The sequence below is a fragment of the Roseinatronobacter bogoriensis DSM 18756 genome (genome assembly GCF_004366635.1).
Classification (GTDB): domain Bacteria; phylum Pseudomonadota; class Alphaproteobacteria; order Rhodobacterales; family Rhodobacteraceae; genus Roseinatronobacter; species Roseinatronobacter bogoriensis.
The window spans coordinates 305,539-318,568 of record NZ_SORN01000001.1 but is presented as its reverse complement, the minus strand read 5'-3'; the positions used below and the strand labels follow the sequence as shown (position 1 = coordinate 318,568).

8 protein-coding genes are annotated in these 13,030 nt (G+C 58.8%); 3 read left to right on the top strand and 5 right to left on the bottom strand.

Going from position 1 to position 13,030, the window contains the following annotated elements:
- Positions 1–11: 11 nt before the first annotated feature.
- On the top strand, positions 12–2,117 hold the full coding sequence (locus tag EV660_RS18530; protein ID WP_071481713.1) for a dockerin type I domain-containing protein: 2,106 nt from the start codon (positions 12–14) through the stop codon (positions 2,115–2,117).
- A gap of 39 nt (positions 2,118–2,156) precedes the next feature.
- Here EV660_RS18530 and EV660_RS01375 read toward each other — a convergent pair whose 3' ends face one another.
- The 3 genes from EV660_RS01375 to EV660_RS01365 form a co-directional block, all read right to left on the bottom strand.
- Entirely contained in the window at positions 2,157–2,996 is an 840-nt protein-coding gene (locus tag EV660_RS01375) for a SapC family protein (RefSeq protein WP_071481714.1), read from the bottom strand.
- Positions 2,997–3,030: 34 nt separating this feature from the next.
- Complete coding sequence (locus EV660_RS01370) at positions 3,031–7,014, bottom strand: hypothetical protein (RefSeq protein ID WP_071481715.1); 3,984 nt, start codon at positions 7,012–7,014, stop codon at positions 3,031–3,033.
- A 296-nt stretch (positions 7,015–7,310) separates the two neighbouring features.
- On the bottom strand, positions 7,311–7,979 hold the full coding sequence (locus tag EV660_RS01365; RefSeq protein ID WP_071481716.1) for a class I SAM-dependent methyltransferase: 669 nt from the start codon (positions 7,977–7,979) through the stop codon (positions 7,311–7,313).
- 271 nt (positions 7,980–8,250) lie between these two features.
- On the opposite strand from EV660_RS01365, the gene EV660_RS01360 reads away from it, so the two are divergent.
- A complete protein-coding gene (locus tag EV660_RS01360) occupies positions 8,251–8,946 on the top strand; it encodes an ABC transporter permease (protein WP_232727314.1) in 696 nt (231 codons plus the stop codon).
- On the top strand, positions 8,907–9,674 hold the full coding sequence (locus EV660_RS01355) for an ATP-binding cassette domain-containing protein (RefSeq protein WP_084635029.1): 768 nt from the start codon (positions 8,907–8,909) through the stop codon (positions 9,672–9,674). Before EV660_RS01360 ends, EV660_RS01355 begins: the two co-directional genes overlap by 40 nt.
- Positions 9,675–9,930: 256 nt before the next feature.
- Here the strand turns inward: EV660_RS01355 and EV660_RS01350 are convergent, their stop codons facing one another.
- Positions 9,931–11,502, bottom strand: coding sequence for a glycosyltransferase family 39 protein (locus EV660_RS01350; RefSeq protein ID WP_134013859.1), 1,572 nt, complete (start codon positions 11,500–11,502; stop codon positions 9,931–9,933).
- Positions 11,503–11,793: 291 nt separating this feature from the next.
- Positions 11,794–12,870, bottom strand: a complete 1,077-nt coding sequence (locus EV660_RS01345) for a LacI family DNA-binding transcriptional regulator (RefSeq protein ID WP_071481719.1) — start codon at positions 12,868–12,870, stop codon at positions 11,794–11,796.
- Between the last annotated feature and the right edge of the window lie 160 nt (positions 12,871–13,030).

Genomic DNA, 13,030 nt, shown 5'->3' with positions numbered 1-13,030 from the left:
GGTGGGGAAAGATGCGTCTGCATGAGCAGGGCCGCGTCCAGACGGGTATCGACATGTTCGACCACTCTCTGGGTGCGACAACAATCTGGCAGGATGCGCCGGACGGGCCGCTATTGCTGGTGAATTCCGGGCGCCACGGTGGCATCAGCGCATGGCGCATTAACAGCGCTGGAACATTGATTCTGCAAGACACGGTCGAATTCGGCAATACAGCGCTGAATGCCGCCCGTGACCAGCTTGAACTGGTCACGTTTCGGGGCGAAATGATCGCCTTTTTCGGATTGGGTGAAACGACATTCTGGGGCCATGTGATCAATCCCGATGGCAGTTTCGGGCCGCGTAGACTTGTCGGCTTCGACCGTGTTGAGGAAGAAATAGAAGCAGGCCATGACGGGTTCCTGCGACTCTGGGCGATGTTGCGGGAAACCGCGCCTGAAAGCGCTCCTGATAGCCCGGCCTGGTCAGGGACAAGCGGCATCAGCAGGACGCAAGATGGCGACGTGTTGATGATCAGCAAATTTCAGAATGCGCTGCAAGTCCTGCCCCCCGAGGGAGCGCCGCACCTAGCTGGTGACAGCCTAGGTCTGGCCACCCCGACAGGGATGGCGGTCTTTCACGATGCAGGCTTCGGCACCCGTGTGGTGATTGCAGGTGCAGCGGGGTCTTCGTTATCGGTACTACGCGAAGCTGCGCAGGGCTATGAAGGCGCAGATCATGTCATCGATTCAGCCAGCACTGCATTCTATCGGGTACAAGCAATCAGTGGGGCAAGCGTGCAGACCGCGAACGGTCCGCTTGATCTGGTGTTGGTGGGCGGGGCGGATCATGGCATCTCGCTGTTCGCGCTGTCGCATGAAGGCTGGCTTATCTGGCTGGACACGTTCTTCAATACACCGACTACAGGGCTATACAGCGTGGCCACGCTTCAAACTGTCGTTGTTGGGGACCAGTTGATCGTCACCACCACATCAGGACGCGATCCGGGTATCACTGTGCTCAACATGCCTTTGGCAAGGCTTGGCGGGTTGGTTTACAACGGTCAGGGCAGCGCAGATGATAACATCATCATTGCACGCGATGGTGTGACACACCTCAGCGGCGGCGGCGGTGCGAATGTTTTTGTCATTCGCCCGCAGCAAACCGCGATCACGATCACTGATTTTGCGCCTGGGCAGGACCGCCTTGACCTTTCCGCCTGGCCCATGCTGCGCCACACAAACCAGCTTGAGGTTACGCCACTTGACACAGGCGCACGCATTGCCTTTCGGGGGTATGAACTGAACTTGCACACGCTTTCAGGCCAAACCCTCACCGCGGCGGATATCTTTCCACAAGGATTGATGGGGCCAGACAGGGTGATGGTGCTCAGCCTCACGGAAATATACGGTCAATCTGAATCGATACCGGACCCCACAAGCCCAACACCAGAACCACCGCTGGAGCCAGAACCGGAGCCTGAAGCTGAACCCGAGCCAGAGCCAGAGCCGGTTCCGGAACCCGAACCCGAGCCAGAGCCAGAGCCAGAGCCGGAACCCGAGCCAGAACCTGAACCTGAACCGACACCAGAACCCCAACCGACGCCAGAACCGATCCCCACAGGATCCGGTTCAGTGACCTTGCAGGATGCCTTCGGCCAGCCACTGCCGCAGTCGGTCGTCACGTTCACGCTGGACACTGGCAGCGAAGTTCGCCTGGCTGTCAATGGGACCGGCCAAGCCGCCCTGCCAGAGTTTTCGATCCTCCGTCTGGATGCAACCCGCCCGTGGTCGCAGGGCGACCCAATCATCACTGCGCGCGATGCGCTGGATGTCTTGCGTCTGGCGGTGGGGGTTGCGCCATCATTCGGGCCTGCAAGCGCGCAGCACTTCATTGCCGCCGATATCAACCGCGATGGCAAGGTCACAGCACTGGACGCGCTGGAAGTGCTGCGCGCAGCGGTTGGTGTGCCCAGCAGCAATGCCCCGTCTTGGGTGTTTCTGGACCCCGAGCAGAACCTTGATCATATCAACGCGGGCAATGTCAGCTATCAGACCGGGTTAACCGCGCCCGATTTTTCGGCTGACCGCGATCTGGACATGACCGGCATTCTGCTTGGCCATATGGGATTGCCGACTTGAACGTGCATTGCGCCGATGCGGCGCAATCTTCAACCCGGTTCAGTTGCCAGAATTGGGCGTGAAAGCCGGGCGTATCAAACCCGCAAGTGTTGGCTCTTGTTCCTGCGCCGTGGCCAAGGCATCGAAAAAGCCGGAAATTGCAGTATCGTCGGGCCTTTCTGCGGGCGGCGCCTTAGGCGCAGCGCCAACAAGCCGGTCTTCGACATGGGCCAGCAGACCAAGGTGATGACGGCCCACCAGCGCGGCATGGACCAACCCCAGCGCGTCTGCACGGTGCAGGTCAGCCAAGGCGACCCGCCCAAGGCGCGCCAGCGCGGCCGCATCCACTTGCAACAACTCGTCAACAGGCAGCTTCCGCCCCTTTGGCGGGGCAAAAGGGGCCAGCAGCCCCGCGCGGCTGATCGCCTGCATCGCCGCACGCGTATTCCCTTCGGCCTGCACGCGCTGGCGAAAGAAATCGACCACTTGCACCAGATCAGGGGCCAGCGCACCGTCCGCTGTGAAAAACGGCGGATCGTCGGGGTCATCTGTCACAAGGCCGCTGGCCTCATCGACCAGCAAGGCAAATTCGCCGGTATTGGTGGGGCGGGCGTGGAACGGATGAACCCGCAGGATTGAGGGGACATAAGCACCGCGCCATGCACCACTTTCGGACACCAGTGCTGTCTGCGCCCCTATCCGGGTCAGTGCGACGGGCCACAAGCCAGCCTGACTTTGGCTGAACAGAATGGGCAGACAGGCGGCAACCTGTTCATGTTCCCCCAGTACAATCGGAACGACAGGATGCGCCTGAACAAATGAATAGGACGAAAAGCGCCGCCAATGCAGCGCGCCATGTCGGTCATGGCTGACCGGGGTCAGGTTCAACCCGGCGCTCATGACGCCGGGCAAAGTGATATGAGAGACACGTCCATCAGGCGTTATACTGCTCAAAGCCTATGATATTGGCAGATGAGAAGCCGCTAAGGTCGCCGATCTCCTTGAATTCCGCATAGGACTCGCCGGAGCTGGTGAATACCCTGGCCCCACTGCCGGTAACCTCAACCGCTGTCAGGATCGCATCTTCACCATTTCCGATCAGCAGATACAGATCGTCCCCGGCATTCAAATCAGACAAACCGTTCAAGGCAGCATTGATCGTCGCATTCTCGAAATTTTCAACTGCCGTTGTGAACACCAGAAAGCCGACATTCGCACCCACTGCGCCGCCATCGGTTACCTGGAAATCCGTGCCATCCCCGCGCAGACTATCCTGACCGAAGCCACCAAAGGCAATCGCGATCCGGTCCGCCAAAGCGCCGCCGAGTGTAAAGCCTGTCACCGTATCAAAACCATTCTGGCGCGACCCGCCCTCGAAGATGATCGTATTCACACCGGCAGACGAGACGTCGATTTCATCATCCCCACCACGGCCGCGGATGGCTGTGTCTCCACTGGCTGCAACAATCACATCATCATTCGATGTTCCTGTGTAGCTTACGGTCGAGCCGACGCCAATATCATTCGCGCTTGCGTTTGTCAGCCTGATCTCGATGACTGCTGAGGGGTCCAGATTCTCCATATCGAAGACATATAATGGCTCTGATGCAAAACTGGTGATCTGCCCCAGCAAACGTACCCCGAAAACTTCCGCAACCCCGTCCGGGGCTTCATTCGGGGTCCGCTCGCCCAAGGCAATAGTTGAATGCAAACCGCCACTCGCCACCAGCTCGCCCTCGACATCTGTCAGCTCGGCCGGCAACAGGCGAACAACACTTGGGTCAAATTCCATCTTCAGACTAAAGCGCTGGATCCCGCCAGAGGCGACATTATCCAGATCTGTGTAAACGAAGAAAGAACTTATGCCGCCCTCGGCACCGTCGAAAACAGCGGTGAAAACCGAAGCCTGATACGCAACCGCAGTCTCGCTCGTTGCTGCTTCGGTACCGGATGCATTGCTGACTTCGGCGCTGAAGACAAGCTCTGTACCAGGGTCGATCCCGTCAATGTCCGGTGCAAAGGTGACGGTCCAGTTGCCGTTTTCATCTACGGTTGGATTCTGGGCGGGATTGCCAAAAAGCTCATTCTTAATGTCATCCCCATTTCCGATATAGAGCGACACTTGCTGACCTTCCTGCACCCCACGGGTCGTGCCCGACAGGGTGAACTCACCGCTCGCGGCGAGATCGGCGAGGATCAACGCACCGTCTTCGCCAATTGGATCAAAGGTAATTTCCGGCGGAATATTGGTGCTGATGCCGATCTCATTTTCCACGGCCAAGGGATAAATCCCGTCGCTGACCGACACATTCAGCGTAAAATCTGTCAGATCAGGAACATCAGTCAATTGATCTGCGGGAACAAAAAACTCCCACGCGCCGTCCTGCACGGAGACAAGCTGCACGAAGGGATTGATAGAATCGTCATTGGCGGTGATCGTGATGGTCACCACCCCGGCTGCGCTGCCATCCGTTGGGTTCATTGGCCCGTTTGGCACATCGGTGGTGGTGCCGGAAATGGTGAAGCCATTCTCGAATTCATCCAGCCCGACCACGAACGCATCAGCAGGCTGAGTCACCGTGATTGTGGGAATGACCACTGAATTGGTGAAACCCGCCGTACCCGTGCCCTCGTTTCCAGCGCCATCGACAGTGCGCACTTCGATGGTTTCCAGAGCTGCCAAGGCCGATACAGGAATATCAGCGCTCCATGCCTCGCCCGTTACGGTCGGGGCCGGATCGAGGGCAAGGAGGGTGCCATTGATCAGCACTGTAACTGGTGCGCCGTCAAACGCGCCTTCGGCTGTGCCGGTCAGGACAACCGTTGCCAGCGGTTGGGCGTCGCCATCGAACAATTCGGCGGCAGTCAGGGTGCCATCTGGTTCGATCCCTGCAAGGCTGGTCACGGTGACCTCGGGCGGCGCGGTGTCGAGCGTGAATTCCAGCGCGGTGGAAGGGTCTGACTGGTTATTTGCCAGATCGGTCTGGCGCACGATCACAGAGACTTCGCCAGTGTCTTCAAGTGTGAAGCTGTCCCCTTCAACCGGGGTCCAGGTCGTGCCCCCGTCTAGCGAGTATTCGGCGACGGCACCGTCTTCCAGAGTGGTGATATTGACCGTGCCATTGCTGGTTTGACCTGCAACTGTGCCGGTGTCATCGGCAAGTTCTATGCTTGGCGTCTCAACTTCTGTGTCTTTGATAACCGTCACATCTTGCGCGGGGACCGCAACGCCCTCGATCTCGCTGGTCGCGCTGATGGTGAAAGGACCCTCGGCGGCGGGCAGATCCTCTGGGTCAAAGCTGGTTGTCCAAACCCCTTGATCATCCGCCTGAATGTTTCTTGTGGCCCCCCCCGCAAGCGTGACCGTCACAGGCGCATCCGGCAGTGTTACGCCCGCAACAACCAGCGGCTCTGCTGCCGCAGCTTCATTGATGAAATCATCTGTTGCAGGGTTGGTGATCGCCACAGGCGGGGTGGTGAAATCGGTGGTGACAGTGGTGCTGCTGCTGTCCGAATTTGCGGCGTCATCCGAGACGCTGGCGCTGACCGTAACCTGTGCCCCATCCTCAAGCGCATTGACTACCGCCGCTTCAATAAAAGCAGACCAGCTTCCATCGGCCTGCACAGTAACGCCCTCAACAGGCGTTCCGTTGAACGTGAAGGTGACAGGCTGGTCTGGCTCAACCCCGACAGTTTCGCCGCGGATCGTAACGCCGATAAAGGTATTCACCGTTTCGATCGTGAAGTCGTCAATGCTGATCTCTGCGATGAAATCAGTCTGGATTGTGGCCACATCCTCGACAGCCGGGTTGCCCGCCCGGTCCGAAACATTTGCCGTGATCACGATATCATCGCCGCTTTCCAGCCCAAGCGCGACAATATCGGCCTGTGTGATCTGAAGGGACCATGCGTTATTCGTGACCCTTGCCGTGAACTCTGTCTCGTTCAGGGTCACTGTGACCATCAGGCCGTTATCAACCCCTTCAGTGGTCCCTTCGATCATAAAGCCAGCGGCAGCTTCGGCGGCGTTCAGTATATCATCCGATGCAATCGGGGTGGTGATTTCGACCTTGGGGGCTTCGGTGTCAATATTTACCGTGATCTTGCCGGTAATCACCTCTTCTTCGCCATCTTCATTGGTGCGCGTCGCCGAAAAGTTCAGAACCTGTGTTCCTTGCGGCAAGGCTTCGCGCTGTTCCGGTGTAAGAGCTGCCAGAACCCACGCGCCTTCACCATCATTGGCGGCCTTGTCGAAGAAGGCGCTCAGCGTCTGCTCCTCGCCCTCTGGCCCAACAGTGACCGTCACGCTATCGCTTGCCAACAGCTCGCCTGCGGACGCGCCGAATACCTGCTGCAGGCTTTGCGAATTGCTGAAGGAGTCGATATTCAGCACAGGCAACGGCGCTGACCCGCCGCTGCTGTCGGTTGATGACCCGCCTGCTGCCGCTGCCGCGGCCGCCAGACTAACCCCGCCAACTGTCGCCGCAATACCACCAGCGCCAATGCCAGCACCGGCACCAGCAACGGCACCGCCACCAGCCGCACCCGATGCGGCGATCCCGGCCACGACATCAGCGACCATTTCCGCTGCCGCTGCACTGATCATCAAAGAGCCATCGGCAGCCACCTGAACCGACGACGCCGCAACCTGAACCTGCTGGCCATTCGCAAGCGTCAGTTGCACACTGCCATCAGGGTTCAGCGCGACCGAACGGACCCCTGCAATATCCAGCGCGTTGACCGCCCCCTCGACGCTTTGCGCCTGCGCCAGAAGCGGCAATGTCATCAGCGTAGCACCCAGCCCGGCGGCCATGCGGCGCTGGTTCTTTGCAATCCATTTCTGGATATAGGCCCTACGTTCTGCCGGGGACATGTCTTCGCGCAGATTCAGAGTCAAATCGGGGTTATGCTCGGTCATCGGAGCCCTCGTTCAAATATGGTTAATTTAAAAAGTTTTTCTAATTGCCCATATACTTGCATAGAGCAAAAACCATTGAAAGACCTGATGAAGCATTAAAGCTGATTTTTTGCCAAGCCTGTGTTCCTATTGGTTGCAAAGCCCCTGAGCCTGCCAGCCGGGTTTCCCGTTCCGAAACAGATACTGCAGATAGAATTTCATGAACGCAGTCTAAGCCGCTTGATAATCTGGTCCCCCAGAACCGGGTCGCTGCGCCTTCCCTGCCGCCCTGGCGAAGGCCAGCAAAGCCAGTCGTATCAGGCCCGGACAGGCTGCGCAGCGAACAGAGCCTGCCCTCGGGGCAGCATCACCTCGCGGCGAGCAACGCGCCACCCGCAAGAGCGCGCAAGCTGGTGCACATCCTCTGCAAGAATGTGAAAAGGCGCGCGATTATGATGCGTCACAACACCATCGGCCTGCCGATATGGTGTCATCAGCGCAACGGGATTGGGCGCAAGGAACACCGTAAAAAGGAAGCAGTCCAACCGTTCGAACCGACGCAGATTGGTCAGTGCAAGTTTCAACTGCGCCAAGGGCAAATGCGGAAACACTGCAAAGGCAATCGCATGGGTGATCTGGTCCGGAATGCCGGGAAATTCAAACCGGGCATCTTCGATCAGTTGAACAGGGTCCAGTCGCGCCGGGTCCGCCAGTTCCGCGCGCCATCCTGCCAGCATGATCGCGCGCGAAGCGTCAGTGGCCCAGTAATGGCCCGGTGCCAAATATGGAACAGCTTTGCACCCCAACCGCAGCGCCCCGGCCCCGATATCGAGAAGGTGATGATGCGGCAAAAGCCCCACCTCTCGAAGGATGCTCATCTCGATCCGCCCAGTTTCTTCCCAGCGCCCACCGACAATGGCTCGGTGCCGCCCGGCAGCGATCGCCGCGTCATAGAAGCCGACCTTTTCATAAGGGTTCGTTGACAAGAGCGGCGCTTTTTTTTGGTGGGTTGCAGGACATGTGACCGACTGTCCTTGATCGCTGACCTGACCCAGAGTCAAGGTCGATTATCACTTTCCTATGCGACTGGCTGTGCCCCAAGACGCGCGCAGAGTCAGCGGCATGCCACGGAAAAAGTCATGAAGGCGGCCAAGGTGCCGGGTGTTTTCGGCATCCGGCTTGTCGCTTCATTATATACCACATTGAATCATATTTTGTTTTCTGGTTTTCTCCGCTGGCCCTGCGCAAGGATTACTGGTGGACAGCCCCTTTTCAACCGCACTCAACCTGATCGCTACCGGCGACGCAGTCCTGATGCAGATCATCGGGCTGTCGCTGCGCGTAACGTTAAGCGCAGTGCTGATTGCCTGCCTTGTCGGCCTGCCGCTTGGGGCAGCGCTTGCACTTTCACGCTTTCCCGGGCGCGGGGTGGTGATTGTGACCTTCAACGCGCTTATGGGCTTGCCGCCTGTGGTGGCGGGGCTGATCGTCTATCTGATGCTGTCGCGCTCTGGGCCATTGGGGGCGCTTGCGCTGCTGTTCACGCCCACAGCCATGATCATAGCACAGACGCTGCTGATCCTGCCCATAGTCGTGTCACTGACACGTTCCGTAGTCGAGGATCTGTGGGACGAGTATCGGGATCAGCTTCGCAGCCTTGGGGCGGGGCGGCTTCGATCTGTGCCCACGCTTCTGTGGGATGGTCGGGTCAGTTTGCTGACTGGCGTGCTGGCAGGCTTTGGTCGCGCCAGCGCCGAGGTCGGGGCGGTCTTGATCGTAGGGGGAAATATTGCCGGCCATACGCGCACCATGACCACGGCCATCACGCTGGAAACCAGCCGGGGCAATCTGGGGCTGGCAGTGGCGTTGGGGATCATCTTGCTGTCACTCACACTGGCGCTGAACGCGGCCGCATGGGGGGCTGGACAATGGGCGCGGGGGCGGCTGGGATGATTGCCGCGCGAACACCGCCCGCGTCGATCCTGCCGCTGAAACTGGATCAGGTTGGCTATGCCGTCGCAGGCAAACCGCTGCTGGCCGATCTGTCGCTGCATATCGAAGCCGGGCGCAGGTTGATCGTCATGGGGGCAAACGGCGCGGGCAAAAGCCTGTTTCTGCGCCTGTGTCACGGGCTGCTCGACCCGACCTCGGGGCGCAGGCTTTGGGCGGATGGGTCATTGCGGGCAGGCGCGCAGGCAATGGTGTTCCAGCGCCCGGTCCTGCTGCGCCGGTCGGTGGCAGCTAATATGGACTACCCGCTGGCGCTGAAGGGCATGGCCAGCTCTGAACGTCGTGAAAAAGTGGCGCATACCCTGGACCGCTTTGGTCTGCGCGCGCTGGCCGACCGCCCCGCGCGTTTGCTGTCAGGCGGCGAGCAACAGCGCCTGGCCTTGGCCCGCGCCTGGGCGATGGACACGCAAGTTCTGTTTCTGGACGAACCGACCTCAGCGCTTGATCCATCAGCCACACGCATCATCGAAGATATGATCGCGCAATTCTCGGAAGACGGAATTACCATCGTCATGTCAACGCATGACCTTGGACAAGCACGCCGCCTTGCGCAGGATGTGGCCTTCCTTCACCGTGGACGGCTGATCGAACATCGGAGCGCGCTCGAATTTTTCGCCGGGCCTGCCGCGCCTGAGGCGCGCGCCTTTCTTGCGGGCGATCTGATTTGGTAATCATCCGGCGGCGCGAAACGGAACATATCTACAGCGTAACACTGTCTATTGCTTAGGGGCTTGCCCTGTCGGGTGCGCTGCCCACCAGCGGGCAGGGTTTCATCCCTATCGCCTCGGCCACCTCTACCCGGACTTCGCGATCTTTCGGGCATATTTTGCCAATCATCACCGCTAAGACCGGCACAACGGTGCGTGTGCCACTTCAGCGCACCAGCCAGAACCACGCTATTCGATTGGCCGGTCATGCAAGAGTATCTCAAGGCGCTGCCGGACCACAGCGATATACAAGCGTATAGCCCAGATCCGCGCCTGACCCTGCGCGGAATACCTCATCACATGGACCGAATGCCGTGCTCAACGGCTCCAAACTCTCTGGAACGATCTGCAATTCATCGTCGTAGACAGACGAATAAATCACCCAAATCCTGTCACCCGTGGCCGCGCTTTGCGCCTGTGTGGACAGGCCCTCGGGGACAAGCGTCATCTTTGCCAAAAATTCCGGGGCAACGAAGGGCAAAGTGATCCCGGTCGCCACTGACATCAGGACAAGCGCTTCATTTCCTCTGGTTTCAGTCTCTATCATGGCGGTTGCACGCCGCAGATGACTTTTTTCCTGAGAAAGGGCCGCATGTAGCGCGCTATATCCCATGCCGGCAACAAGCAGCGTTGCAAGGCCGACCCTGATCGTGTCAGCGCCCGGCCTGCCAAGGGCTGCGCGCATGAAAAAGCTGCCAAGCACGGCCAATCCCGCAGCGATCACAATGCCCAAGACGGGCTGAACAAAGGCAAAATTCTGTGTGTAGATAATGGGATAAAGGCCCAGCGCACTAAGCCCAGCAATCCCGCCCAGAAATGCCGCGCAAGACCATGCGACGAAGGGTATCCGGCGCGCGCTTGCCACAAACCCGATTGCCAGCAAAATGGTACAAATAACCGCGACGATGCGTTGCGCGTGATACCCGCTCGATAGACGGTACCACGGATCAAACATACCGAACATGATCGACATGAAACCAAGCGGGCCGATCCCCTCACCATGCCGAAGGAAAGGCAGTGCAAGGTAAGCACTGGACTCTTGCGCCGCCCAAGCCGAGACATTTCCGGTGGTCAGGAATGAGGTAACAGTGAAATGCCACAGCAGCGCAAGAAGCGTCAAACCCAGCATCACAAACACCGGAGAGTGACCGACGACTGTTAGCGGCCTTTTCCATCGGGCTGCGGCAGCAAGGCCCGCAGTCATACCGGCAATCAGCAAGGGCGCACTGAATGAGAACAGGATCGCAAAACCACCTGCACCCGCAAGCAGTGCAAGATCTGGACGCCGCCCCCCGCGTTGCGCGGCGCGGATCGTTGCATAGAGCAACAGGCTTGTCGCCATGAGATCGTATGAATGCTGCTTGATCTCTAGTCCATAGCGCACCCCGAATGGCGACAGAAACACCAGCGCCAGCGCAATTGGCGCAAGCGTGGCAGCATTCAATCGCAACAGCGCCAGAAGCATGAAAACCATAGCCCCAAGGCTTCCTGCGATGCTTAGCAAACGCAGACCATGATATTGTTGCTCCCCGAAAAGCCTCGATATAGCGCTTGCTGCAAGCAGGTATCCCGGTGGCGCCGCCTGTGCATGTTCCGGCAAGGGCCTGAAGGCATCGGATAAGCAGTCCAATGGCAAGTTCGCCATCAGCATCGCCTCGTCCAGCCAGATTTCCGGGTCATGCAAAAACGCAATGACACGCGATGCCACGATCAGTGCGACCACACTACCAAGGAGCCAGACAGAATGCAGCGACGGTTTTAACGTCGGCACTACGATAGTATCTGTCGACACGCGGCGACTCCTGAAAAAATGCTGCCTCTGTGTCAAACAATCAGCGCGTCAGGGCATTTGTTCCCAAAGTCCCGACGAAGTTTGACGATTGCCCCAGCCCCAAGACCAGATAGCTGACACCCTGCGCTCATTCACAAAGGGCAAAGTGCACCGGCTGACACAAGATGCTTGGCTAGGGCTTCGAGGGTGTTGCGGTCGATGGGGATACGGAGCAAGCGCGGACCTCAGCCCGCCGAAAGGTGTTCAAGTCCACAGTCTGCATTCCGTTCCGACAGTGCTGCGGGCGGCAGCTTATTGCGCGCGGCCCATCCCAGCTTTGGCACGCGGCGCATCCATGCGCCCTTCGCCTGTGCTGCTGCGAATTTCCAGAACGGGTTCCAGCAATATCTGATCAGCGGTCGGAAGGTTTTCGATCCGCGCCAGAAGCATGCGCGCAGCCGCTTCGCCAATCTCTCGCCGTGGGGGAACAACTGTGGACAGGTCCGCCACATTTTCAGATGTGAAATCCAGCCCCCCGAAACCAATCATCCTGATCTGATCCGGCACTTTGATGCCACGCCGACCCGCCTCCATGAAGACGCCCAGCGCAAGAATGTCATTTGAAAACACGATCCCATCCAGCGCGGGCCGTTTGCGCAACAACTCAGCAAAGGCAGCCACCGCCGCGGAAGCGGTCTGCGCGTCGCATAGGGCAATTTCTGGCGGCTGGAGGCCAGAGTGAGAGTTCAGCACATCACAATAGCCCTGAGCACGCTGGGCAGCGCGCGAATCTTTGTCCAGTCGTGCACCAATAAAGGCAATATCGCGGCATCCCCGGTCTATCAGATGGCGGGCCTGCGCCCGGCCCACGTCACTATGCGAAAACCCAACCATCATATCGATGGGTTGCGGCCCGATTTCCCACATCTCGACCACCGGAATGCTGGACGCCTCCAGCATCTGGCGTGTCGCGCGGTTATGGCCAAGGCCGGTCAGGACAATCGCAGATGGCGACCACGACAAAAAGGTGCGCACCAGTTCCTCTTCGCGCGCGGTGTCGTAATTCGTGTGGCCGATCAGCAACTGATAGCCCTTGAGCATAAGTGCGGATTCAAGCGCGCTGACAGTTTCGGCAAAAAAGGAATTGACCAGCGATGGCACAATGACACCAACCACATGCGTCCGAGCTGCGGCCAGTGACCCCGCCATCCGGTTGGGCACATAGCGCAAGCTGTCGATCGTACGCTGAATCCGGCCGCGCAATTCGGGGGAAACGGCATCTGGCGTGCGCAGATACAGCGAAACGGTCGAGGGCGACACCTCTGCAACGCGCGCCACATCTGTCATGGTTGTCCGTCGGGTGTTACGGCGCTGCCGCTGGATCGTCATGGCCGCGCATCCTTTTCTGATATGATCGCATCAACGAATGTCGACCGTTTGAACATGCACATCCCGCTATTCATTTTGCAACCTCTTGACAAAAAGCCCCCACGGCTCCCTTTTCGTTGCGCCTCAAATAACATCTGCAAACCAAGAACTTCTATCAGCT

Coding starts and splice junctions, on each gene's coding strand:
- EV660_RS18530 (WP_071481713.1), top strand. CDS start 12: ATGCGTCTGCATGAGCAGGGCCGCGTCCAGACGGGTATCGACATGTTC.
- EV660_RS01375 (WP_071481714.1), bottom strand. CDS start 2,996: ATGAGCGCCGGGTTGAACCTGACCCCGGTCAGCCATGACCGACATGGC.
- EV660_RS01370 (WP_071481715.1), bottom strand. CDS start 7,014: ATGACCGAGCATAACCCCGATTTGACTCTGAATCTGCGCGAAGACATG.
- EV660_RS01355 (WP_084635029.1), top strand. CDS start 8,907: ATGGGGGGCTGGACAATGGGCGCGGGGGCGGCTGGGATGATTGCCGCG.
- EV660_RS01345 (WP_071481719.1), bottom strand. CDS start 12,870: ATGACGATCCAGCGGCAGCGCCGTAACACCCGACGGACAACCATGACA.